Here is a 22,970-nt window from a genome sequence, read left to right as displayed (position 1 = left end):
ACGAGGTACGACAAACTCGCCGTCCGCTACGAAGCGACCGTGCTGGTCGCAGCCATCAATGAATGGCTGTGACCAGCACTTTCGCAACAGGCCCTAGCCCTGGACGATCTTGTCGACGCGGGCCAGTTCGTCGGCGTCGAAGTCGAGGTTCCCGATGGCCGCGACGCTGTCCTCCAGCTGCCGTGGGCTGCTCGCGCCGACCAGGGCGGAGGTCACCCTGCCCTGCCGCAGCACCCAGGCGAGGGCCAGCTGCGCCAGTGACTGGCCACGGGACCCGGCGATCTCGTTCAGGGCGCGCAGCTTGCCGACCAGCTTTTCGGTGACGGCGTCGGAGTTCAGGAAGGGGCTGTCGCTCGCCGCCCGGGAGTCCTCGGGGATGCCGTTGAGGTAGCGGCCGGTCAGCAGACCCTGCTCCAGCGGGGAGTAGGCGATGGAGCCCACCTCCAGCTCGTCGAGGGCGTCCAGCAGCCCGCCGGTCTCCGGGCGGCGGTCGAGCATGGAGTAGCGCGGCTGGTGGATCAGCAGCGGGGTGCCCAGCTCGGCGAGGACGCGGGCGGCCTCGCGGGTCTGCTCCGCCGAGTAGTTGGAGACGCCGACGTAGAGCGCCTTGCCCTGCTGCACCGCCGTGTGCAGGGCGCCCATCGTCTCCTCCAGCGGAGTCTCCGGGTCGGGGCGGTGCGAGTAGAAGATGTCGACGTACTCCAGGCCCATCCGGGACAGGCTCTGGTCCAGGGACGACAGCAGGTACTTGCGCGAGCCCCACTCGCCGTACGGTCCGGGCCACATCAGGTAGCCGGCCTTGGTGGAGATGACCAGCTCGTCGCGGTACGGCCCGAAGTCGGCCTTGAGGGCCTCGCCGAGCGCGGACTCGGCGGAGCCGGGCGGCGGGCCGTAGTTGTTGGCGAGGTCGAAGTGGGTGACGCCGAGGTCGAAGGCGCGGCGCAGGATGGCGCGCTGGGTCTCGACGGGGCGGTCCGGGCCGAAGTTGTGCCACAGGCCGAGCGAGAGCGCGGGGAGCTTCAGGCCGCTGCGTCCGGTGCGCCGGTAGCGCATCTCCGCGTAGCGGTCGGGGTGTGCGGTGTACAACGCGACTCCAGAGGGGTTGGCCCCCGAGGTTCGGGGCTTGGGCGGAACCGTCCTCCACTCTCCCGTGACCTGCGGGCAGTGGTCCAACAGAAGAATGCGATGGGATTGCGCGGTTACGCTTCTCAATCATGGAACTGCGTCATCTCCAGCACTTCGTGGCGGTCGCCGAGGACCAGCACTTCACCCGCGCGGCGGAACGGCTGCTGGTGTCCCAGTCCGGCCTGTCGGCGTCGATCCGGGCGCTGGAGCGGGAGCTGCGGGCGCCGCTGTTCGTGCGCACGACCCGCCGGGTGACGCTGACGGAGGCCGGTCGGGCGCTGCTGGGCGAGGCGCAGCGGATCCTGGCCCAGGTGCGGTCGGCGCACGAGGCGGTCGCCGCGGTGCAGGGCGTGCTGCGCGGGACGCTCTCGCTGGGCGCCGAGCAGTGCATCGCCGGGGTTCCCGTGGCCGGGTTGCTGGCGGCCTTCCGGCGGCGGCACCCGGACGTGGAGATCCGGCTGCGGCAGGCGGGCTCGGGGGAGCTGGCGGAGGAGGTCGCGGCGGGACGGCTCGACCTGGCCTTCGCCTACCGCACCCAGGCGGACACGGACCAGCTGCGCTCGGTGTCGCTGGCCGGCGAGCCGATGACGGTGCTGTGCCATCCGGACCACCGGCTCGCCGGGGACGGCGCGGTGCTGACCCCGCAGGACCTGGCCGACGAGGTGTTCGTCGACTTCCACCCGGACTGGGGTCCGCGCCGCGTGACCGACGCCGTCTTCGCCGCGGCGGGCGTCCGGCGGACCGTTCCGCTGGAGGTCAACGACGTGCACGGGCTGCTGGACCTGATCGACGAGAACCTCGGCATCGCGGTCGTGCCGCGGCACTTCCGGCACAAGCGGGCCGCCCTCACCTCGCTGCCGCTCAAGGGCGCGGACGGGACGGAGTACGAGACCATCGCGCTGCTCCCGCCCGCGCAGGCCACCAGCCCGGCAGCGCGGGCGCTGATGGGGCTGCTGGAGACGGGAGGCGCGTGAACGGGGGGCGCGGGCGGGCGGACTGCGCGATGGTGGACGTATGCATGCGAAGGACATCCTCATCGAGGGCTACGGCCGCATCCGGGAAGAAGTCCACGCCGCCGTCGAGGGCCTGGACCCCGACGGCCTGAACGCCCGGCCCACCGACGACGCCAACTCCGTCGCCTGGCTGGTCTGGCACCTCACCCGCGTCCAGGACGACCATGTCGCCGACGCCTTCGGGCTGGACCAGGTGTGGCTCACCGGGGAGTGGGAGAAACGCTTCGGCCTGGGGCTGCCCCGCCGCGACACGGGGTACGGCCACAGCCCCGCCGAGGTCGCGAAGGTGCGGGTCGACTCGGGCGACCTGCTGACCGGCTACTACGACGCCGTGCACGAGCAGACCCGCTCGGCCCTCGCCTCGCTGACCGCCAAGGACCTGGAGCGGGTCGTGGACGACCACTGGGACCCGCCGGTCACCCTCGCCGTGCGCCTGGTCAGCGTCCTGTCCGACGATCTCCAGCACGTCGGACAGGCCGCCTATGTGCGAGGGCTCGTTCAGAGCGCGGAGGCGTAGCCCGGCAGGACCACGTCCTCGATGAGGGCCTTGCGCTCGTCGAAGGGGGCGAAGGCGCTCTTGAGGGCGTTCACGGTGACCGTGCGCAGGTCCTCGACGCTCCAGTCCGCCTGCTCGACCAGCAGGGACATCTCGCGGGTCATCGTCGTGCCGGACACGAGGCGGTTGTCGGTGTTGAGGGTGACGCGGAAGCCGAGGTCCTTGAGCGCCGTGATCGGGTGCTCGGCGATGGAGGTGGCGGCGCCGGTCTGGAGGTTGGAGGTCGGGCACATCTCCAGGGCGACGCGGCGGTCGCGCACCCAGGCCGCGAGCCGGCCGAGCTTGCCCGCCGCGAGGTCGGGGATGTCGTCGGTGATGCGCACGCCGTGGCCGATGCGCTGGGCGCCGCACACCTGGAGGGCCTGGTGGATGCTGGGGAGTCCGTGCGCCTCGCCGGCGTGGATGGTGAAGGGCACGTTCTCGCGGCGCAGGTGCTCGAAGGCGTCGAGGTGGTCGGCGGGCGGGAAGCCGTCCTCGGCGCCGGCGATGTCGAATCCGACGACACCGGCGTCCCGGAAGGCGACCGCGAGGTCGGCGGCCTCGCGGACCCGGTCGAACATCCGCATCCCGCACAGCAGGGTGCCGACGCGGACGGGCGTCCCGGCGGCGGCCGCCTTGGCCATGCCGGTGGCGAGACCCTCCTGGACGGTCTCCACGACCTCCCTCATCGACAGCCCGCCCCTGGTGTTCAGCTCGGGCGCGTAGCGGACCTCGGCGTAGACGACGCCGTCGGCGGCGAGGTCCAGGACGTACTCCTCGGCGGTGCGCAGCAGTCCCTCGCGGTTCTGCATCACGGCGAGGGTGTGCTCGAAGGTGGCGATGTAGCGCACCAGGTCACCGGAGTTGGCGGCCTCGTAGTACCAGGCGGCCAGCTCGTCGGGGTCGGTGGTGGGCAGCGTGTGGCCGACGCTCTCGGCCAGCTCGACGACGGTCGCCGGGCGCAGGCCGCCGTCGAGGTGGTCGTGGAGGACCGCCTTGGGGAGGCGGCGGAGGGTGTCGGCGTCTATGCGCGTAGATGACATGTGCGGTGGTTCCTCGGCGGTTCTGGGCGTGAGCGCGGGGACGGGTGTGTGAAGTACCGGGGGGCGGGTCAGGGGACGGCGGGCTGGAGCAGGTCCCAGCGGTTGCCGTACAGGTCCTGGAAGACGGCGACCGAACCGTAGGGCTCGTGCCGGGGTTCCTCCAGGAAGGTCACGCCCGCCGCGGTCATGCGGGCGTGGTCGCGGGCGAAGTCGTCGGTGTGCAGGAAGAACCCGACGCGCCCGCCCGTCTGGTCGCCGATCCGGGCACGCTGCCCCTCCCCCTTGGCGCGGGCCAGCAGCAGGGCGGTGCCCCCGCCCGGTCCGCCGGGCTCGACGACGACCCAGCGGGAGCCGTCGGGCCGGGGCGCGTCCTCGGCGAGGCGGAAGCCGAGGGCCTCGGTGTAGAAGCGGATCGCCTCGTCGTAGTCGTCGACGACGAGGGCGACCAGGGCGATGCGTGTCATCGGCACCTTCCGGGACGGGCGATTGACGGGAGAGGTTATACGTAAAACCCAGCGGAAGCCAAGTCCCCGCCCGGGACCGGACGGCTCTGCGGCGCACGGCAGCCCGTGCGCACTCCGTCGAACGGTGCCGGGTGGGCGTGCCGGTGCGGCGCGGCGGGCCCGCGGCGCGGTGGTCCGGAGTACCGGCGCGGGGGTGGGCAGGACTCTCGACCCGTGGTGGCGGGGCCACCACGGGCGCGACGGCCTGGGCCTCGGACAGCCGGGGAGCCGGGGAGCCGATGTGAAGGCGGCACCACCGTCAGCGGTCCTGCCCGTCAACGGTCCTGCCCGTCAACGGTCCTGCCCGTCAACGGCACCGCCCGACAGCCGGATGCCGGATCGGGCCGGCGCCGACACGTTCGACGGGCAGCCGCCGAGGTGCCCGGTGTCCGCAAGCTCCGCGGACTCCCCGGCGACCGCTTCCGGCGTCGGCTGCGGAGCTTCGCGCACCCGACCGGAGGTCAGCAGTACAGGTTCCCGCCCGGCGAGACGCCGAGGATCTGGCTGAACTGCTGATACTTGGTGACCCGGCTCTGGACCTGTGCCGGGTTGCGGCCGTCGCACTCCAGCGAGCCGTTGATGGAGCGGATGGTCTGGCCGAAGCCCGCACCGTTGACCATCGCGTTGTGCGGGGTCATGGTGCCCGGCCCGGACTGGGTGTTCCAGTACCACAGGCCGGTCTTCCAGGCCACGGCCGCGTCGTTCTGCACCAGCCAGGGGTTGCCCAGCAGGTTGATGCCGAGCGCGTCGCCCGCGGCCTTGTAGTTGAAGTTCCAGCTGAGCTGGATCGGCCCGCGCCCGTAGTAGGCCGCCTGGCCGGCCGGGCAGCCGTAGGGCTGGCTCCAGTCGCAGTAGTGCGGGTAGTTGGCGGTGTTCTGCTCGACGATGTGCACCAGTCCGCCGGTCTCGTGGCTGACGTTGGCGAGGAAGGCCGCGGCCTCCTGCTTCTTGGTGGTGTCGCTGCCGGTGTTGGCGAAGCCGGGATAGGCGCTGAGCGCCGCGGTGAGGCCGCCGTAGGTGTAGAAGGAGTTCCGGCCCGGGAACATCTGGTTGAACTGGGCCTCGCTGACCACGAAGTTGCCGACCGGCGTCTGCGAACCGCCGTCACAGGCGTACGGCTCCCAGTACCAGGTGCTGATGAGCGGGTCGTAGCCCGGGTTGGGGTGCTCGGCGATGTAGGCCTTGCCGTCGGTGTAGCGGACGATGTCGCCGGTGTTGTAGTCGGCGTCGGCCGACCATGCGGGGTAGCTCGAACACGCGGCGGCGGAAGCCTCGCCCGCCGGCATGACCAAGGGCATCGCGCCCGCGAGGGCGAGGGCGGTCACCACGGCTGATATACGGCGCCTCGACACAGGTCTGTCTCCTTCTGCGGAGCACGGCCGCTCCCGTACCGGGGCAGGGCGGAGCGGAACCTTGTGCGCACGTGCCGGTCGGACCGGCCACGGCGTGGGGGCGGCCGTGGAGGGGGGTGTGAGACACACTCAACCGCGTTGGTATGTACCAGTCAAGGGTGTAGACCAATCCAATACGCCTGACCGGTCCGGGATTTGACGAACGCGCGGGCGCCCGCGGGGTGGCCCGCGCCCCGTCCTAGACGGCCACCGGCAGCGATGCCGCGTCGCGGTCGGCCGGTGTCCGGGCCCGGTGGCGCCACAGCCCCCGCCGGGCGAGGCGCGGCAGGACGCCCTCGCCGAACCAGTGGGCCTCTTCCATGTGCGCGTAGCCGGAGAGGACGAACTCGTCGATGCCGAGGGCGTGGTACTCGGCGATCCGGTCGGCGACCTCGTCGTGGCTGCGGGGCACGGGGCGCCGGCACGCCCGCCAGAGCGCCCCGTGGGCGTGCGTCGACCGGGACGCGGGAGGGCGGCGGGCCCGGCCCGGCCGTGCCGCGGTGCGGCCGAGCCCGGGTGGGGCGGCGAGCCCGGGTGGGGCGGCGGGTTCGGGTGGCGGGGGATCCCGCGTGCAGGGCGGTGCCGGGCCGGTGCGGCGAGGGCGGGACGAAGCGGCGGATCGGTGGATCAGGCCGCGGTGCGACAGGAGGCGCTGGAGACGCGCGCGAGGTCGACGTGGCGTCGCCTCGTGAGATCCGGTCGCGTGGTCATGCCGACGATCGTGGCAGCCGTGATCGAGGACGGCCAAGGAGATCCGGGGCGGTCTCACGTCCCGGCCCCGGAATTCACACGGGTGTGACCAAGCGGACCGTCGGGATCCCGGTCCACCCAGCTCTACACATAAGGGAGAAATAAGAGCAGAATGCACTTATGCGGCGCTGCGCTACCGCACACCGCATCGAAGCGGTCGGCCCTGCAAGTCAAAGGAGACGACTCATGGCCAACGTCTCGCACTCCCGAGGTGACATCACCAGCCACCCGGACGCCCCGGAGATGCAGGCGCGCTACGCGCGCGTGCTCGGTGGTCGCGACGTGGCACTCGTGGACGGGCCGGTGTTCCTGCTCGGCCTCTACTGTGCCGTGTCCCCGTGGATACTCCACTTCACCACCAGCCAGCCCTCACTCGTGGCCCACAACCTGATCGTGGGCATCGCCATCGGTCTGCTGGCGCTCGGATTCACCCGCGCCCCGGAACGCATGTACGGCCTCAGCTGGGCCATGTGCGCGATCGGGGTCTGGATGATCATCTCGCCCTGGATCGTCGGCACGAGCCCGGACGCCGGTGTCATCTGGAACAACATCGTCATCGGCGCCCTGGCCCTGATCCTGGGCATGGTCTGCGCCGGTACGGCGGCGCGGAGCGCGCCACGCAGGCCCTAGACGACCCGGAGGGAAACGGCACGGGCCGGCCCCGCACCCGCGGGGCCGGCCCGTCGCCCGTGCCGCCGCCGGACCGGCGGACTGCACCCGGCCGCAGCGGGCAGACGCACCACAGCGGAGGTCCTTTGAGGCAAAGGGGTGGAGATGGAGATCGACGGCATCATCAGCGCCATCGTCATCGGTGTGGTCATCGGCGTACTGGGCCGACTGGTCGTCCCGGGCCGGCAGCGCATCGGCGTCCTGTGGACGATCCTCGTCGGCATCGTGGCGGCGCTCGTCGGCTCGTGGATCGCGTCGGCGTTCGACGTGGCCGACACCGACGGCGTCGACTGGGTCGAGTGGCTCATCCAGATCGGCCTGGCCGCGGTCGGCGTGGCCGCGCTGGACCGGTCCCGGTCACGCCCGGGCCGTTGAGGGGCTGACCGTCACCGGCTGCGGAGCCACGCCTCGTACCAGGTGACGGTCGCGTCCACGGTGTCCGGGAGCGGCGTCGGAGCCGCCCCGAAGAAGCTCTCGAAGGCACTGGAGTCCATGATCTGCGGCTCCGTGTGCTGGTAGAACATCTCCTCGTACTCGGCCATCAACTGCTCGTCGAAGGGGCCGAAGGGACGGGGCCGGTCGAGCACGACGACGTTCAGCGGGCGGCCCACCCGCTTCTCGATCATCGTGTGGATCTCGCGCGTACTGACGGCCGGCGCGGTCGGCAGGTGCCAGACGCGGCCGTCGCCGTCGGAACGTTCACCTAGGGTCGCGAGACCGGCCGCCACGTCCTGGATGCCGCTGTAGCTGTGCGGCAGATCGACGTCGCCCATCGCCACGACGTCCCCGCCGGTCAGCGCGCCGGGGAAGACTGCAGCGCCCAGGGACGAGTTGAGGACGCCGGGTCCGACGAAGTCGGCGCTGCGACCGAGGACCACACGCGCCCGGCCCGACCGGTGGGCGGCGAGGTAGCGCTCGTCCAGTTCGGCGCGCATCCGCCCCTTGCGGCTGGTGGCCTTCCAGGGGCTGTCCTCGGTCATCACCGCTCCCCCGGTCTCGCCGTACGGGTAGAGCGTGTCGAGCACCACCAGCCGGGCGCCGCCGGCCTCGACGGCGGCCAGGACGGCCTGCTGGACACGGGGCATCACGTCGACCTGGAGGTGGTAGGCGACGTTGACGCAGTGGTACACGACGGCGGCGTCCCGTATGGCGGCGCGTGCGCCGTCCGCCGTGCCGACGTCGGCGGCGAACCGCTCGACGCCCTCGATCGCGGGACCGTCGGCTCGGCGGTCCACCAGGCGGACCGGGTGACCCCTGTGGACCAGCTCACGGGCGAGCGCGGTGCCGGCGGGGCCGGACCCCAGGACGACGTGGGGGGCGTGCGGCTACGGAGTGGCGGTGGACATGGCGCTCCTCTTGTCTCGGAATCACTTGCCTCGGACTACTATGACTACTCGCTTTCGTTAGATACTCTAACGCCCGTGATTACCGATAGCAAGATGTCCGAGTCGGGAGACATAGGCTGGCGGGAATGATCACGTCACGAGGAGGGCGGTACGCCATGGTCGTGAAGGACGCGGAACTGCCACACCTGCGCCGTTGTGTGGAACTGGCGGCCGAGGCACTGGAGGCCGGCGACGAGCCGTTCGGGTCGGTGCTGGTGGGCGGGGACGGCACGGTGCTGGCCGAGGACCACAACCGAGTGGCCTCCGGCGACCGGACCCGTCACCCGGAGTTCGAGCTCGCGCGCTGGGCCGCCGCCCGGCTGACCCCCGGGGAACGGGCCGCGGCCACGGTGTACACGTCGGGCGAACACTGCCCGATGTGCGCCGCCGCGCACGCGTGGGTGGGCCTCGGGCGCATCGTGTACGTCGCCTCGTCCGAGCAACTGGGCGCCTGGCTGGCGGAGTTGGGTGTCCCGGAAGCGCCGGTACGGCCGCTCCCGGTGCGGGAGGTGGCGCCCGGGGTGACCGTGGAGGGTCCGGTGCCGCACCTCACGGAGGAGATCCACGCCTTGCACCGGCGCTTCCACACGGGACGCGCCTGAGCCGGGCCCCCACCGGCCACCCGTCCGGACGGCGGGCGGGGCGGGGCGAGGGCAGAGGCAGGGGTGGCGCGGGGGCCCGGCCTCGGTCAGCTCTCGGCGCCCGGCCTAAAGCGCCGGTAGAGGGCTGTTCCGCCCAGCACGAGTGCGGCGCCACCGGCGAGGGGGGCCACAGTGTGGTCCGCCCCTGTGTGGGCGAGAGACACCTCTTCCCGGGGCGGGGCGGCGTGCGGGGACGGCTCGGACCCGGCGCTCTCCTCCTCGGGGGCGGACGGCTCCGGCTCCGCGGGTGGCCGTACGGGCTCCGGGTGGCCCCCGGAGTGGTTCGTCGACTCGTTGCCTGCGGCCGGGTTGCCGATGCCGACCACGTTGACGCTGTTGCCGCTGACATTCACCGGGAGGTGGACCGGCAGCTGCACCCCGTTGCCGGAGAGCACGCCGGGCGAATCCGTTCCGCTCCCCTCGGCGACCGCGCCGCCGGACGTACCCCCCGGGGCCCCGGCCTCCTGGTGCGACGCCCCAGTGTGGGGCGACCCCATGTGGGGCGACCCTGTGTGGGGCGACCCCATGTGGGGCGACCCTGTGTGGGGCGACCCCGTCTCCCCGGTGTTCTCGCAGCGGTTGCCCGCGGCAGGGTTGAGGAGCCCGGCCACGTTCACGGTGTTGCCGCACACGTTGACCGGCACGTCCACCGGGAGCTGGACGGTGTTGCCGGAGATCAGCCCGGGCGAACCGGTCGCGGAACCGTCGGCGCCGGCACCACCGGACGCGAACGCCGCGCACGTCGGCATCGCCACGGCCAGCGCGCCTGAGGCGGCGACGGCGAAGACACCGTTTCGGGTAACCCTTCTCATGAGGTTCCCTGCCTTCCAGACATGGTCGCGGGCACTCACCCGCACCGGTTAAAACGCGGACGCACCATCCGAGTTATGGCTCATCGGCCTTTCACCCCATCGAGTGGGCCTTTCATCGAACAAGCGGTGCGCCGTCCGATGCGCCGTCGCCCGGAGGCGCCGGTCGGGGAGCCCGCTTATGGTGGGCGAGGGCGCCGACCACCGGTCCGCGACGGTGCGCCCGGGAGGCATCGATGCAGGCCACGCTGGAGACTCGGCCCTCGGTCCGGCGCTGCGCGGTCACCGGAGCACTCGGACTCGCCCTGCTGGGTGCGGGGCTGCCCGCGGCCAACGCCGCGAACGCCGCGACCACGTGGGACGCCGCACCCGGCATGTCCCGGTTCTACGACCAGAAGGTCAAGTGGTCGGCGTGCGAGGGCTCGGACATGCCGAGCGATCTTCAGTGCGGCAAGGTCACCGTCCCCCTCGACTACGCGAGGCCCCAGGGGCGGACCCTCGACGTGGCTCTGGCCCGGTACCGGGCGACCGGTCACTCGCGGGGCTCCGTCCTGCTGAACTTCGGCGGGCCCGGCGGTTCCGGCGTCAGTGAACTCGCCGTGGGCGGCAAGGAGTTCATGCACCTCACCAACGGCTACGACGTGGTGACCTTCGACCCCCGCGGTGTCGGCCGCTCCTCCCCGGTGTCCTGCGGACCGGCCACCCTGAAGATCATGGAGGCGACCGACGGGGACGGGGGTATGACCGACCCGGAGGACGTGCTGAAGCGGCTGCGGGACGCGGCGGCCGAGTGCGCCAAGTACTCCGGCCCCGTACTGCCCCACATAGGCACCGTCGACGCGGCCCGCGACATGGAGGTGATGCGCCGGGCACTGGGCGACGACCGGCTCAACTACCTGGGCTTCTCCTACGGGACCCGGCTCGGGGCGGTGTACGCGGCCCGGTTCCCGGACCGGGTCGGCCGGATGGTCCTGGACGGGGTGGACACGCTGACGGAGCCGCTGACCGAGCAGGGGCTGGCCGGGGCCCGGGGGCAGCAGACCGCGCTGGAGAACTTCCTCGACTGGTGCGTGGAGGACGTCGCCTGCCCGCTCGGCCAGGACGCCCGCAACGCCCGCGACCAGGTCGTGCGCCTGGTCGCCTCCCTCGACTCCGACCCGGTGCCGTCCGCCTTCGGCGAGCCCTTCACCGGTCAGGACCTGGTTGGCGCGATCAGCCAGGCGCTGTACAGCCGGGAGCTGTGGCCGTCGCTGGAGCGGGCACTCGCGCAGTTGCTCGAGGACGGCGACACCCGCGGCCTGGAGGGCTTCTCCTCGGGCGGCGTCACCTTCCCCGTCCGTGAGCCGGGCCGTGCGCCGGGCCGCGTGCCGGCGCACGGGGACAAGGGCCCCGGCCTCACCGACGAGGAGGACATCCCCATGGACAACCTCCCGGCCGCCCTGATGGCGATCAACTGCGCGGACGACCCGGACCGTCCCACCGCCGCCCAGGTCACCGGGTCCCTGGGCCGGCTGCGCGCACGCTACGAGGAGGCCTCGCCGGTCTTCGGCCGGTACCGGCTCACCCAGGTGCTCATGTGTTACGGCCGGCCCAAGGGCACGGACTACATCAGGGACGACGTGAAGGACCTCGACACCGCCAAACTGCTCCTGGTCGGGACCCGCGGCGACCCGGCCACCCCGTACCGCTGGACCGTGGAGACGGCCGACCGGCTCGGCCCGTCCGCCGTGGTCCTGGACAACCGGGGCGAGGGACACACCGGCTACGCGTCCTCGGAGTGCGTGCACCGCAAGGTCGACGACTTCCTGCTGTACGGCTCCCTGCCGCGCGACGGCAGTTCCTGCGGGCCCGAGTCCGCCGACACGGGGTCCGACTGAGCGACGATCTGCTCCGAATGCCTGATATGCCCGTGGGGCCTATCGTGCTGACATGGAGCACGATCTGAGTCCCGACACCCTCGCCGAACTGCGACGTCCCCGTCCGTACCCGGCGGTGTCCGTCCTGACGCCGACGCACCGCCGCGAGCCGGACAACGCCCAGGACCGCGTGCGGCTGCGCAACGCCGTCGCCGCGGCCAAGAAACAGCTGGAGGAGGATCCGGCGGTCACCCGCGACCGGCGCACGCAGGTGTCCCGCGAACTAGACCGGGCGCTGGCCGAGGTCGACCTGACGTACGCCGAGGACGGACTGGCCATCTTCGCCGCCCCCGGTGAGCACCAGGTCTGGACGCTCAGCCGATCCGTCCCCGAGCGCGTGGTCCTCTCGGACACCTTCCTGACCCGCAACCTCGTCGCCGCGCAGGTCGCCGAGCGGCCGTTCTGGGTGCTGTCGGTGGCCGCCGACCGCGTCAAGCTGTGGAGCGGCGGCGCGGACCGGGTCGTGGAGGAACACCTCGGCGGCTTCCCGCTGGACCGGCCCGCGGAGGACTTCGACCCCGAGCGCCAGGAGCGCATCGGTGACGCGCCGAGCACCTTCCGGGACGAGGGCACCCGCAGGTTCCTGCGCGACGCCGACACCGCGATGGGCAAGGTGCTGCGCGCGCATCCCCGGCCGCTGTACGTCACCGGTCCCGAACCGGCGCTGTCCCTCTTCGACGAGGCCGGCGCACTGGCCGCGGACGCGGTCCTCGTCCCGCACGGCGGGCTCGCGCACGGCACCGCCGAGGCGGTGTGGCAGGCGGTGCGGCCGGTGCTGGAGGACGAGGCGCGCGGACAGGTCGAGGCGGTGGCCAGGGAACTGGACGCGGCCCGAGGCCGCAAGGACTACGCGGCCGGGGTGGACGAGCTCTGGGAGAGCGCCCACACGGGCCGCGTCCGGCTGCTGGCCGTCGAGGAGGGCTTCAAGGTGACGATGCGCGACGACGGCGAGCACCTGCTCCCGGCGGACGACGGCGACCTCGACGCCCGCGAGGACATCGTGGACGAGATCGTCGAGCAGTGCCTGGAGACCGGCGCCGACGTCCGCTTCGTGCCGGACGGGGCACTCGGCGACGCGGACGGCATCGCCGCGGTGCTGCGCTACTGACACCACCCGCCCCGCCCGACGGCCGCTCTCCGCCCGTGGCTCTTGACGGGCGTGAAAGCCTGTTCGCCGTACACGTACCCGCTGCTCGCGGGTGCGCGGCGGACGGCGAAGGAGCGGGCGCGGCGTGAGTGAACTACTGGGTGTGGCGGTCCTGGGCGCGGGGCACATGGGGGCCGACCACATACGGCGTCTTGACCGAGTGGTGAGCGGCGCCCGGGTCGCCGCGGTGGCGGACCCCGACGCCGAGCGGGCGAAGGAGGCCGTGGGCGGCATCGGCGGGGTCGTCGTGCACACGGACGTCGAGGCCGCCCTGGAGGCGCCGGGCGTCGAGGCGGTCCTGATCGCCTCTCCCGGCGAGGCGCACGAGGAGGCCCTGCTGGCCGCCTTCGCCCGGGGGCTGCCGGTGCTGTGCGAGAAGCCCATGGTGCCGGACTCCGCGGGCGCGCTGAGAGTGGTGGAGGCGGAGGCGCGCCTCGGCCGGAGGCTGGCGCAGATCGGGTTCATGCGGCGGTACGACGCGGAGTACCGGCAGCTGAAGTCCCTGCTGGACGGCGGGCGGCTGGGCCGTCCGCTGATGCTGCACTGTGTGCACCGCAACGTCACCTCCCCACCCCACTTCACCTCGGCGATGCTGGTCAACAGCTCCGTCTCGCACGAGATCGACGCGGCCCGCTGGCTGCTCGGCCAGGAGCTGAGCGCGGTGACCGTACTGCGTCCGCGCCCGTCGGCCGGTGCGCCCGAGGGCCTGTTCGATCCGCAGTTCGTGCTCTTCGAGACCGAGGGCGGCGCCCTGGTGGACGTGGAGATCTTCGTCAACTGCGGTTTCGGCTACGAGGTGCGCTGCGAGGCCGTCTGCGAATCGGGCAGCGCCCGCATCGGCGCGGCGCACGCCATGGCGGTGACGGCCGCGGGCGGCGCGCGGGAGGAGGTGCCGCAGGACTATCTCGTACGGTTCGCGGACGCCTACGACCGCGAGGTGCGCAGCTGGGTGGACGCCACCCGCCGGGGCCGGGTCACCGGGCCGGGCACCTGGGACGGGTACGCGGCCGCCGCGGTCGCCGAGGCCGGGGTGCGGGCGTTGGAGACCGGCGCGCGCACGCCCGTCGAACTGGCGCCCCGTCCGGCCCTCCACGACCCGGCATAGAACAAGGGTCCGACGAACACCAGAGCGACGACGCCCTCGGGGCACCGGACCCCACCAAGTCCCGTAGCGAGCCTACGACTTGTGCCGTCCCGCGGGTACGCCGAACGCGTACCCGCGTCGCCCCGGAGGGACTGTGGCATATGCCAGAAGCACCACCGTATCGTGTGTTGCCGAATCCCTTACGGGGCATGGCGTGCTGTGCAACAGTCGTAACGGTCCTTCCGCCAGCCTCGGTTCCCCCTTGGTCGTACCGTCAGCACATCGGAGTGCGTCATGTCGTCCCATCTCTCCGCGGACCACCCGGCCGCCCAGCCACCGGGACCCGGCTCGGTCGAGGCGCTCATATCGCAGGCCCGGCGGCTGCGGGGCGACGTGGACGCGGTACGGCGGGACAGCCAGGACGACGCGACGGACCCCCGCGGGCGCTGGCAGCGCTCCCTGTACAATCTGGCGCTGCACCAACTCACCGACCTCGACGCACACTTGGCGCAGTTGAGGGACGGCCCCGCACCCGCGCCCCGCGCCGGTTCGCTGCTCAGCCCGGTCGGCAGCGCCGAGTGGAACCTGCTGACGGACGAGGCCGAATGGTCCGGGGAACTCTTCCGCATCCTGGGCCGCGACCCCGCGTCCGTCCCGCTCAGCCTCGACGAATTCCCTTCCCTGGTCCTCACCGAGGACCGCCCGAAGCTCACCGCGATGGTCACGGACTGCCTCGTCGACGCCCGGCCCATCGACGGCGAGTTCCGCGTGGTGCGCCCCGACAAAACCGTGCGCACCGTGCACATGATGGGCGAGCCCGTCCTCGACGCCGACGGCAGTACCGCCTCGATGTGGGCGGTGCTGCGGGACGTCAGCGAACTGCGGCGCAGCCAGCGGGCGGTGAGCGAGACCCGTGACTCGCTCCGGCACCCTCCGCCGCCGCCCTGGCAGGGTCTGCTGCCATTCCCGGAGGCCGGGCGGCCCGGCCTGGACCTGGCCGCCGCCCAGCTCCCGCCGGCGTACACGACGGGCCTGCGGACTCGGTACGACGGGTGGTACGACGCGTGTCCGCTCGGCTCCGACGACGAAACCCTGCTCACCGTCGGCGACTTCGGCCGCCCGGAGACGGAGGCGCAGGGCCCCGCGGCTCTGATCGGCGCCCTGCGCGGCCTGGCGCTGGCCGGCCTCCGGCCCGCCGTGCTCCGGGACCGGCTCGCCGAGTTGCTCCGCACATCGGCCCTGCCGCCGGTGGAGGGCGCCGTGTACTGCGGCTTCCGGCCGGACACCCGCACCCTGACGTGGGCCCACGCCACAGGCCCCGGCCCGTTGCTCTTCCGCGGCGGAACGGGGCGTGGGCTGACCGTGCGGGACGGGCCGTCCGGGCAGGCCGAGGCGACCCTGGAAGCGGGCGACCTGCTGCTCCTGCACACCGGGGCACTCGGACCGGCGACCGTGGAGCACCTCCTCTCCCTGGCCCCCCGACTGACCGCCACGGGCTCCGCACAGGACGCCGTACGGATCGTGGCACGCGAGCTGGACGAGATTCCGGGACGTCGGGACGCCTGTGTGCTGATGGCCCGGGTGACGCCCTGAGACCTGCGGCAGCCCCGCGCCGGGCGCGTCGCCGCCTACGCCGGCGCGACGCTGCCGCCCGGCCCCTTCCCCTTGGGCGACCTGGCCTTGGGCAGGGCCAGCTTGATCTCCTCCCGCAGCTCCTGGATCTTCGGGTAACCGGCGTACTCGGCGGTGAGCCGGTACATCTGGCGCAGCCGGTCCCAGGTGCGCTGGGAGGAGTTGGACCCCATCGACACCAGGGCCAGGCGCGCGTACCGGTCCGCCTGTTCGGGGTCGTCGGCGATGAAGCAGGCGGAGGCCATCGACAGGTAGTCGAAGATCTTCGAACGCTGACGGCCGTCGATCCTCAGGGCCAGGGCCTTGTCCGCGTAGTGCTGGGCATGCGCGGCGGCTCCCGGCTCGAACTCGGCGAGCGTCCGGTAGGCGAGGGCCTGCATGCCGTACAGGTCCTCCTCCTTGAAGGTCTGCATCCAGTCCGGGGGCGGCACGTCCGCCTTGTCGGAGACGAAGAGGTCCTCGGCCCGTCCCAGGGTGCGGCGCATCGCCTGGCCCTTGCCCATGGAGGCCTGCGCCCAGGCCTCGATGGTGTAGAGCATGGCCTTGGTGCGCGGCAGTACCTGCTCGCCGGAGCCGGACTGGGCGAGCTTCATGAGGTCGAGGGCCTCGTCGGGCTTGCCCAGGTGGACCATCTGACGGGCCGCCCGGGACAGGGCCTCGCCCGCCCGGGGCCGGTCGCCGCCCTCGCGCGCGGCGTGCGCGGCGATGACGAAGTACTTCTGGGCCGTGGGTTCCAGGCCGACGTCGTGCGACATCCAGCCCGCGAGGACGGCGAGGTTGGCGGCGACGCCCCAAAGGCGCCGCTGGAGATGGGGTGGGTGGTGGTAGGCGAGCATGCCGCCCACCTCGTTGAGCTGGCCCACCACGGCCTTGCGCTGGAGACCGCCGCCGCGGGCGGCGTCCCAGGCGCGGAACACCTCGACCGAGCGCTCCAGTTCCTCCACTTCCTGCGCCCCGATGGGGGCGGCCTCGTAGCGGTCGAACCCGGCGGGGTCGGCGTGCAGGGGTTGGTGGGGGTCGGGAGCGTCGGCCGCCAGGGCCGGGTCGGTGTGCAGCCAGTCGTGCATGGCGCTGCTGAGTGCGGAGCCCGCGGCGAGCGCGGCGCCCGCGCCCACCAAGCCGCGTCGGTTGAGCATGAGGTCCATTCCCGTGAATTCGGTGAGGACCGCCGCGGTCCGCTCGGGCGCCCACGGCACTCCGTCGGGATGCTCTTCGCTCCCGCCGTGTGACCGTTTCCCCGCACGCCCGTGCCGGACCAGACCGAGGTCCTCGATGGTCACGACACGGCCGAGACGCTCGGTGAACAGCGCCGCCAGCACCCGTGGCACCGGATCGCGCGGGATCTCTCCCATGTCGATCCACCGCCGGACCCGCGAGGTGTCGGTCGCCAGCTGGGGGTGGCCCATGGCCGCCGCCTGCCGGTTGACCAGTCTCGCGAGTTCGCCCTTGGACCAGCCGGCCAGGCCGAACAGGTCCGAAAGACGGGTGTTGGGTTCTCCGCTCACGTCAAGCCCCCAGGTTCTCGGCTGAGTTGACAGTAGCTCCGTGCGGGTTGCCGGGCGACTATTCGCCACCGTTCGCCAGGGTGCGCCAGATGGTGTGCCACGGGCGGCCGGGTGTCAGGTAGGAATGCGCCACCCCGACCCGGTTGCCGTGGGGTTACTCCCCAGGGTGGCCCCGGGCGGCCGGTCGGGCGGCGCGACGGCTTTCGGAAGTGGTGCCCCACCGGCAGCGAACGGGCTGGACCGGACCGGTACTTCTTCAGGCAGGCACAGCAGGCACACGAAGGGATCTGTCTCGCCCATGTACGCAGCATCGTCCTCCGTGTCCGCCCCGCAGCGCTCGCTGCACCCCCGCCCGACGGCGGGTGGCGGCCCCTATCTCGCCCCCGCGCGTCCGGCGGCCCCGGTGCTGGGGTCCGGCAGGGCGCGGCTCGGCGCGGGGCACGGCACCCAGCCGCTCAGCGGAAGGATCGACCTGTCCGGCCCCCAGGGGGCCCAACTGCGCACGGCCATCGCCGCCGTGCACCGGATCTGCCCGGAGTTCTCCCCCGTGCAGGTGCTGCGGCGCAGCGGGCGGTCCGTGCTCCTGGTCGGCACGACCGGGCGCAGCACCGCGGTGGCCAAGTGCTTAGTGGACCACTCCCCCGCGTGGGCGGAGCGCAGCCGCCACGAGATAGGGGCGTACCGCTCGTTCGTCCGGCAGCGCCCCCCGGTGCGGGTGCCCCGGCTGATCGCGGCGGATCCGGACAACGGCACGCTGGTCATCGAGCGCATGCCCGGGCGGGTGGCGGCCTTGCAGCGGCACCCCCTGGAGGCCCCGCCGCGGGCGGACATCCGGGCGGCGATCGGAGCGGTCTGCCGGCTCAACGCGTGGCGGCCGCCGGCCGGCACCTTCGACGCCCCGCTGGACTACGCGGCCCGGATCTCCCGCTACCACGAGCTGGGCCTGCTCACCGACCGGGACCTCGGCGACCTGCAGAAGCTGCTGCACGGCATCGCCCACGCGGGCGGCCGCCAGGGCATGGGCCAGTTCTGCCACGGCGACGCCCTGCTGTCCAACGTGCTCATGTCACCGGCCGGTCCGGTGCTGGTGGACTGGGAGCACGCGGGCTGGTATCTGCCGGGCTACGACCTGGCGACGCTGTGGACGGTCCTCGGCGACGCCCCGGTGGCCCGTCGGCAGATCAGCCAGATCGCCCAGTCGACGGGCACGGCGGCGCGCGACGCCTTCCTGGTCAACCTGATGCTCGTACTGACCAGGGAGATCCGTACCTACGAGACGGCCGTGCAGCGCTCGATGCACGACACGGTCGCGGCACCTTCGGCGCCGACCCCTCCGGGTGCCGCGCCGACCGGCGAGGAGCAGCGGCTGCTGCTGCGCCGACTGCACGACGACTGCCAGATGGCCCGGCGGGCCGTGCGGGCGGCGGTCGGCACGCGCTGACGGCAGGGCCGACAGGAGGACAACGCTCCGCGGTGCGCCCCCGAGGGGGACGCACCGCGGTTTTCACGTGTGCGCCACCCGGGTGTGCGCAGGGGCCATTGGTGTACGCCACTGACGCCGTGCAGGCCCGCGAGCCGCCGCCACGAAACTCGCCGAACCCCTTGCTGACGTGGGAAATCGCCACCATGACGGCATGATTGACGGATCGTCCGACCGCCGGGTACCACTGACCCACGCCCGGCCCCGCACCCCGTCACGCCCCGTCATGCCCGACCGTCACAGGAGGCCGCTTTGCGAGGATCCCCCGTCGTGCCCGCCCTGGCCACCGCGGCTCTGCTGTTGCCGCTGCTCGGCGCGGCACCGTCCACCGCCGTGCCCGAGGACGCGCCGCCCGCCCCGGACCGCCTCCAGCGGGCGTTCGCCACCGCGGCGGCCGAGTACCACGTGCCGCAGAGCGTCCTGCTCGGCGTCTCCTACCTCCAGTCCCGCTGGGACGCGCACGGCGGCGCGCCGAGTGTGACCGGCGGCTACGGCCCGCTGCACCTCACCGACGCCCGCGCGGCCCTGGCCGGGGCGTCGCACCACGGCGAGGGCGCCGAGGACCCGCGCGGCGACGACGCGCGCGCCGCACTGCACCCGGAGGGCGGCGCCGCCACGGAGCCCACCGACCTGCCGGCCCGGCTGACCACGCTGCCGAGGGCCGCGGAGCTGACCGGGCTGAGCCCCGAGGCTCTGCGTACGGACCCGGCCGCGAACGTGTCCGGCGGTGCCGCGCTGCTCGCCGCCGCGCAGCGGGACCTGGGCGAGCCGCTCAGTGCCGACCCGGCGGACTGGTACGCGTCGGTGGCCCGCTTCTCGGGCGCGGAGGACTCCGCGACGGCGGCGGCGTACGCGGACGACGTGTACGAGGTCATCCGCAGGGGTGAGCGGCGCACCACGGACGCCGGCCAGCGGGTCTCCCTGGCCGCCCGCCCCGAGGTGGCACCGGACGTCTCGCAGCTGGACGACGCGGGCCTGCGCGCCGCGTCCGCCGCCGGCACGGAGTGCCCGGCGTCGGTGTCCTGCGAGTGGGTCCCCGCACCGTACGAGGAGTTCGGGGACGGCGACTACGGCAACCACGACCTGGGTGCCCGGCCGGCCTCCCAGCGCATCCGGTACATCGTCGTGCACGACACGGAGGGCACCTGGAACGGGGTCCTCAACATGGTCCAGGACCCCACCTATGTGTCCTGGAACTACACGTTGCGCTCCACCGACGGCCACATCGCCCAGCATGTGAAGGCCAAGGACGTGGCCTGGCACGCGGGCAACTGGTATGTCAACGCGGGGTCGATCGGCCTGGAGCACGAGGGCTTCCTCGCCGAACCGGACGCCTGGTACACGGAGGCGATGTACCGGTCGTCGGCGCGGCTGGTGAAGTACCTGGCGCGGAAGTACGACATTCCGCTGGACCGGCAGCACGTCCTCGGCCACGACAACGTGCCGGGCACCACCACGGCGACGATCCCGGGCATGCACACCGACCCGGGCCCGTACTGGGACTGGCGGCACTACTTCCAGCTGCTCGGCCGCCCCTTCGAGCCGACCGCGGGCAGGAAGTCCACCCTGGTGACGATCCGCCCCGACTTCGACGCCAACCGCCCCGCGTACACCGGCTGCGAGACGGCGGGGACGCCGTGCGCGGCGCACGGTTCCAGCGAGGTGCGGCTGTACTCCGACCACGACGTGAACGCGCCGCTGATCAAGGACATCGGTCTCGGCACCACCCCCACGACCGGGGTGAACGACCTGTCCTCCCGGGTCTCCACGGGCCAGCAGTACGCGGTGGCCGACCGCTGGGGCGACTGGACGGCCATCTGGTACCTGGGACAGAAGGCGTGGTTTCACAACCCGGCCGGGAACCCGGCGGCGGTGCCCGCGTCGGGCCGGGTGCTCGCCCCGAGGAAGGGCCTGGAGAGCGTCCCGGTGTACGGGCGCGCGTACCCGGAGAAGGCCGCCTACCCGGCGGACGTGCCCGCCCAGGCGGTGTCGCCGCTGCCGTACACCCTGCCCGCGGGGCAGAAGTACGTGATCGGTGAGAAGGTGCCCGGCGAGTACTACTACGCGGTCACCTTCGACGAGGCCTCCCACCGGGTGGTGACCGGCAAGGACCAGTACTACGAAATCCAGTACGGTCACCGGATCGCCTATGTGCGCGCCGCCGACGTGACGGTCTCGGCGGTGCGGTAGGGCCGGTCGGCGAGCCGGGCCTCAGCCCTGCTGGAAAAGCTCCGCCGGGAGCGGCTTCAGCAGGGCGTACAGGTCGTCGGTGATGGGGCGGTCCCAGGCGGCGATGGTCACCAGGACGCCGTCGCTGCGGTCGAACTGCACGCAGGAGATCCGGCTCTCGGAGAGCTTGAGGCGGCGCACGATGAGCAGGTTGTCGCCCTGCATCACGGGGACGTCCTCGGCACCGACGACCGTGATCTCCTCGTCGTTCTCCAGGGCGAGCAGCAGCTGGGCCACCTCGAAGGGGATCTCGCCCTCGGGGACCTCGCGGGCCGGGGAGCCGTCCGGGAGGTTACCGATGATCATCGCGGGGCCGCGGCCGCCGAACAGGTCGTAGCGCAGGAAGACGCCCTGGCAGCTGCCGTCGGGCGCGGGCAGCAGACCGGCGCCGAGGTTGCCCGGCCAGTCGCCCGGGTCCATGGCCAGTACGTCGAAGTCGGGCCCGGCGGGCGTGGCGCTGCGGCGGCGGAGGAACGACATGCCGCCATGGTACGTGGCCGGGGGCGGTGAACGGCGTACGGGCGGCGGCCCGGCCGGGCTACGCGGTCCGCCGGCGCCGGTCCTGGTGGCGGGCCACCCTGGCCCGGTTGCCGCAGGAGGGTTTGCACCACTCCTGGCGCGAGTGCTCCTTGAGGAAGTAGCGCACGCAGCGCGGTGCGTGGCAGGCCCGCAGCCGCGGCCGGTCGGGCCCCGCGAGGAATCCGATCACGGCCTGCGCGAGGGCGGCGGCGAGGTCGGCCCGCGTGCCCTGCGCGGGTGCGGCGCGCACGACGGGCTCGGCGGCTTCGGACCAGGCCAGGACGGGGACCGTGGGGGTACGGGCGGCGGCCTCGTTCAGGCGCCGCAGGGCCTCCGGCACGGGCAGCAGCCGGGCTGCGTCGGCGGGGCTCGGCCTGCCGGGGCGAACGGCGCGGGCGAAGAGGGCGCGGGCGGCGGCCCGTACGTCCCGTACGGCGGCCAGGGCGGACGCGTCGGCCACGAAGGCCTCGGTGTCCGGGACCACTCCGGGGTGCGCCAGGACCCAGGCGGTGAGTCCCGCGGGGTCGGCCAGGTCGTCGGCGACCTGGCCGTGCCCGTCGTGCCGGACGGTCAGTGCCAGGTCGAGCGCGAGCCGGGTGTCCGTGCCGGGAGAGTCCTGCTGCATGGGGCCGATGATAGGCACGCCGGGCGGGGCCGGGTCTCACTCCTCCGGGGGAGTGGGCGGCACCACCGCGATCGGGGCCGCCGCGTGCAGCAGCACGGCGTGGGTGACCGAACCCATCATGCGGGCGGGGGCCAGCAGGCGCCGGCGGTGCCGGCCGACGACGACCAGGTCGGCGTCCCTGGAGGAGGCGACGAGGTTACCGGCGGCGTCGCCGGGCAGGACGTGGGTGTCGGCCCGGACCTCGGGGTGGCGTCCCCGGTAGGGGGCGAGCAGACCGTCGGCCAGGACCCGCGTCTCGCTCTCGACGGAGACCTCGTCGATCACCAGGGGCATCATCTGCCCCGCGGCGGCCCAGGTCTGCACCGGCCAGGGGTAGGCGGCGACCACCTGGAGGCGGGCGCCGCGCGACTGGGCCTCGGTGAAGGCGAAGGACAGGGTGGCGTCGTCGGGACTGTCCACGTGGAGGCCGACCACCACCCGCGGACCGGGTTCGGCCGGTGTTTCGCCGTGGACCTCGCGTCCGGGGCGGGGCACCACGACAACGGGGCACTCGGCGTCGCGGGCGGCGGCCATGCCGTTGGAGCCCAGCAGCAGGCCGGCGAAGCCGCCCCGGCCCCGGGAGCCGAGGACCAGCAACTGGGCGTCGGCACCAAGTTCCGGCAGCAGGGCGCCCGGTACGCCTTCCATGCCCACGTACTCCGTCGGCACGGCGAAGGCCCGGCCCTGGAGGTGCGCGCGTGCCTGGTCGAGCGCGGGGTCCTCGGCGGTGTCCGGCGGGCCGGCGACCAGGACGTCGGTCTGGGCCCAGGCGGCGTACTGGCGGACGTGCACCACCCTCAGGGGCGCCTCGCGCCGGTGTGCGGCGTCGAGCGCCCAGTCCAGGGCGCGCAGGCCGTCCTCGGAACCGTCGACCGCCGCGATGACCGGCAGGGTGCTCATGGGTCCTCACCTCCGGAGTACGCACTTCCC

At 73.0% G+C, this 22,970-nt stretch carries 22 protein-coding genes and 1 pseudogene; 11 read left to right on the top strand and 12 right to left on the bottom strand.

Annotated features, from left to right (window positions below):
• Positions 1-93: 93 nt before the first annotated feature.
• A complete protein-coding gene (gene mgrA / locus IE94_RS0112515; protein ID WP_030182516.1) occupies positions 94-1,086 on the bottom strand; it encodes an L-glyceraldehyde 3-phosphate reductase in 993 nt (330 codons plus the stop codon).
• A gap of 128 nt (positions 1,087-1,214) precedes the next feature.
• On the opposite strand from mgrA, the gene IE94_RS0112510 reads away from it, so the two are divergent.
• Positions 1,215-2,099, top strand: a complete 885-nt coding sequence (locus IE94_RS0112510; protein WP_030182514.1) for a LysR family transcriptional regulator — start codon at positions 1,215-1,217, stop codon at positions 2,097-2,099.
• A gap of 40 nt (positions 2,100-2,139) precedes the next feature.
• Complete coding sequence (locus IE94_RS0112505; RefSeq protein ID WP_030182511.1) at positions 2,140-2,655, top strand: mycothiol transferase; 516 nt, start codon at positions 2,140-2,142, stop codon at positions 2,653-2,655.
• On the opposite strand, the gene IE94_RS0112500 is transcribed toward IE94_RS0112505, so the two are convergent.
• The 5 genes and pseudogenes from IE94_RS0112500 to IE94_RS41820 form a co-directional block, all read right to left on the bottom strand.
• Positions 2,637-3,716: an adenosine deaminase gene (locus IE94_RS0112500; protein WP_030182509.1), complete on the bottom strand. Its 1,080-nt coding sequence runs from the start codon at positions 3,714-3,716 to the stop codon at positions 2,637-2,639. The two genes, IE94_RS0112505 and IE94_RS0112500, sit on opposite strands and share 19 nt — an antisense overlap.
• 68 nt (positions 3,717-3,784) lie before the next feature.
• The gene (locus IE94_RS0112495) at positions 3,785-4,180 is read right to left on the bottom strand and encodes a VOC family protein (RefSeq protein ID WP_030182506.1); all 396 of its coding nucleotides are present in this window, start codon (positions 4,178-4,180) and stop codon (positions 3,785-3,787) included.
• A 500-nt stretch (positions 4,181-4,680) separates the two neighbouring features.
• Positions 4,681-5,571, bottom strand: a complete 891-nt coding sequence (locus IE94_RS0112490) for a glycoside hydrolase family 19 protein (protein ID WP_030182501.1) — start codon at positions 5,569-5,571, stop codon at positions 4,681-4,683.
• 238 nt (positions 5,572-5,809) lie between these two features.
• Positions 5,810-6,013, bottom strand: a pseudogene (locus tag IE94_RS0112485) (LLM class flavin-dependent oxidoreductase); the annotation flags it as partial.
• 224 nt (positions 6,014-6,237) lie between these two features.
• Positions 6,238-6,321, bottom strand: coding sequence for a putative leader peptide (locus IE94_RS41820; RefSeq protein WP_350891961.1), 84 nt, complete (start codon positions 6,319-6,321; stop codon positions 6,238-6,240).
• 225 nt (positions 6,322-6,546) lie between these two features.
• Between IE94_RS41820 and IE94_RS0112480 the strand changes: the two genes are divergently transcribed.
• Positions 6,547-6,990, top strand: a complete 444-nt coding sequence (locus tag IE94_RS0112480) for an SPW repeat protein (RefSeq protein WP_030182497.1) — start codon at positions 6,547-6,549, stop codon at positions 6,988-6,990.
• Between the two features lie 144 nt (positions 6,991-7,134).
• Positions 7,135-7,404 (top strand): GlsB/YeaQ/YmgE family stress response membrane protein, encoded by a 270-nt coding sequence (locus IE94_RS0112475; RefSeq protein WP_030182495.1) that lies wholly within the window; start codon positions 7,135-7,137, stop codon positions 7,402-7,404.
• Between the two features lie 11 nt (positions 7,405-7,415).
• Here the strand turns inward: IE94_RS0112475 and IE94_RS35430 are convergent, their stop codons facing one another.
• Positions 7,416-8,333, bottom strand: a complete 918-nt coding sequence (locus tag IE94_RS35430; RefSeq protein WP_167343954.1) for an SDR family oxidoreductase — start codon at positions 8,331-8,333, stop codon at positions 7,416-7,418.
• A gap of 197 nt (positions 8,334-8,530) precedes the next feature.
• Here IE94_RS35430 and IE94_RS0112465 point away from each other — a divergent pair, with 197 nt between their 5' ends.
• The gene (locus IE94_RS0112465) at positions 8,531-9,016 is read left to right on the top strand and encodes a nucleoside deaminase (RefSeq protein WP_030182494.1); all 486 of its coding nucleotides are present in this window, start codon (positions 8,531-8,533) and stop codon (positions 9,014-9,016) included.
• An 86-nt stretch (positions 9,017-9,102) separates the two neighbouring features.
• On the opposite strand, the gene IE94_RS0112460 is transcribed toward IE94_RS0112465, so the two are convergent.
• The gene (locus IE94_RS0112460; RefSeq protein WP_030182493.1) at positions 9,103-9,867 is read right to left on the bottom strand and encodes a chaplin; all 765 of its coding nucleotides are present in this window, start codon (positions 9,865-9,867) and stop codon (positions 9,103-9,105) included.
• A gap of 233 nt (positions 9,868-10,100) precedes the next feature.
• Between IE94_RS0112460 and IE94_RS0112455 the strand changes: the two genes are divergently transcribed.
• From IE94_RS0112455 to IE94_RS0112440, 4 genes are all read left to right on the top strand, one after another.
• Positions 10,101-11,741 (top strand): alpha/beta hydrolase, encoded by a 1,641-nt coding sequence (locus IE94_RS0112455; protein ID WP_030182491.1) that lies wholly within the window; start codon positions 10,101-10,103, stop codon positions 11,739-11,741.
• 52 nt (positions 11,742-11,793) lie between these two features.
• Positions 11,794-12,888: a baeRF3 domain-containing protein gene (locus tag IE94_RS0112450; protein ID WP_030182489.1), complete on the top strand. Its 1,095-nt coding sequence runs from the start codon at positions 11,794-11,796 to the stop codon at positions 12,886-12,888.
• Between the two features lie 124 nt (positions 12,889-13,012).
• Entirely contained in the window at positions 13,013-14,032 is a 1,020-nt protein-coding gene (locus tag IE94_RS0112445; RefSeq protein WP_030182487.1) for a Gfo/Idh/MocA family protein, read from the top strand.
• Between the two features lie 273 nt (positions 14,033-14,305).
• Positions 14,306-15,604, top strand: coding sequence for a PAS domain-containing protein (locus tag IE94_RS0112440; RefSeq protein WP_030182484.1), 1,299 nt, complete (start codon positions 14,306-14,308; stop codon positions 15,602-15,604).
• Between the two features lie 35 nt (positions 15,605-15,639).
• On the opposite strand, the gene IE94_RS0112435 is transcribed toward IE94_RS0112440, so the two are convergent.
• Positions 15,640-17,148, bottom strand: coding sequence for a DNA-binding protein NsdB (locus IE94_RS0112435; protein ID WP_030182482.1), 1,509 nt, complete (start codon positions 17,146-17,148; stop codon positions 15,640-15,642).
• A gap of 298 nt (positions 17,149-17,446) precedes the next feature.
• On the opposite strand from IE94_RS0112435, the gene IE94_RS0112430 reads away from it, so the two are divergent.
• Positions 17,447-18,589, top strand: coding sequence for an aminoglycoside phosphotransferase family protein (locus IE94_RS0112430; protein WP_030182480.1), 1,143 nt, complete (start codon positions 17,447-17,449; stop codon positions 18,587-18,589).
• Between the two features lie 291 nt (positions 18,590-18,880).
• Positions 18,881-20,818: an N-acetylmuramoyl-L-alanine amidase gene (locus tag IE94_RS0112425; RefSeq protein WP_051777448.1), complete on the top strand. Its 1,938-nt coding sequence runs from the start codon at positions 18,881-18,883 to the stop codon at positions 20,816-20,818.
• Between the two features lie 21 nt (positions 20,819-20,839).
• Here IE94_RS0112425 and IE94_RS0112420 read toward each other — a convergent pair whose 3' ends face one another.
• Genes IE94_RS0112420 through IE94_RS0112410 form a run of 3 tightly spaced genes read right to left on the bottom strand, consistent with a single transcriptional unit; the run spans position 20,840 to position 22,940 of the window.
• Positions 20,840-21,337, bottom strand: coding sequence for a hypothetical protein (locus tag IE94_RS0112420; RefSeq protein WP_003971896.1), 498 nt, complete (start codon positions 21,335-21,337; stop codon positions 20,840-20,842).
• 58 nt (positions 21,338-21,395) lie between these two features.
• Positions 21,396-22,001: an ABATE domain-containing protein gene (locus IE94_RS0112415; RefSeq protein ID WP_030182476.1), complete on the bottom strand. Its 606-nt coding sequence runs from the start codon at positions 21,999-22,001 to the stop codon at positions 21,396-21,398.
• A 36-nt stretch (positions 22,002-22,037) separates the two neighbouring features.
• Positions 22,038-22,940: a universal stress protein gene (locus tag IE94_RS0112410; protein WP_030182475.1), complete on the bottom strand. Its 903-nt coding sequence runs from the start codon at positions 22,938-22,940 to the stop codon at positions 22,038-22,040.
• Positions 22,941-22,970 lie beyond the last annotated feature (30 nt).

The sequence above is a fragment of the Streptomyces violaceorubidus genome, assembly GCF_000717995.1.
In the GTDB taxonomy this organism is placed as follows: Bacteria; Actinomycetota; Actinomycetes; order Streptomycetales; family Streptomycetaceae; genus Streptomyces; species Streptomyces violaceorubidus.
Note: the sequence above shows the minus strand (reverse complement) of the source record. Positions and strands in the feature narration are given on the sequence as shown.